The sequence below is a fragment of the Ligilactobacillus apodemi DSM 16634 = JCM 16172 genome (genome assembly GCF_001434405.1).
GTDB classification, from domain to species: Bacteria; Bacillota; Bacilli; order Lactobacillales; family Lactobacillaceae; genus Ligilactobacillus; species Ligilactobacillus apodemi.
In genome coordinates this window covers 1-214 of record NZ_AZFT01000045.1, presented here as the reverse complement: position 1 = coordinate 214, position 214 = coordinate 1, and the positions used below count along the sequence as shown (strand labels likewise).

Here is a 214-nt window from a genome sequence, read left to right as displayed (position 1 = left end):
AAGGATAATTTCGGAAACCTGCACTTTATCGTAAACTTTGTTTAGTTTTGAGAGATCTACTCTCAAAACTGTAAAATGGGCCTATAGCTCAGCTGGTTAGAGCGCACGCCTGATAAGCGTGAGGTCGGTGGTTCGAGTCCACTTAGGCCCATTAATATTTATGGGGCTTTAGCTCAGCTGGGAGAGCGCCTGCTTTGCACGCAGGAGGTCAACG

General features: G+C 47.2%; 1 tRNA gene. It reads left to right on the top strand.

The window, feature by feature from the left end:
- The first annotated feature begins 77 nt into the window (after nucleotides 1–77).
- Nucleotides 78–151: transfer RNA gene (locus FC32_RS03765), tRNA-Ile, on the top strand.
- Nucleotides 152–214: the final 63 nt, after the last annotated feature.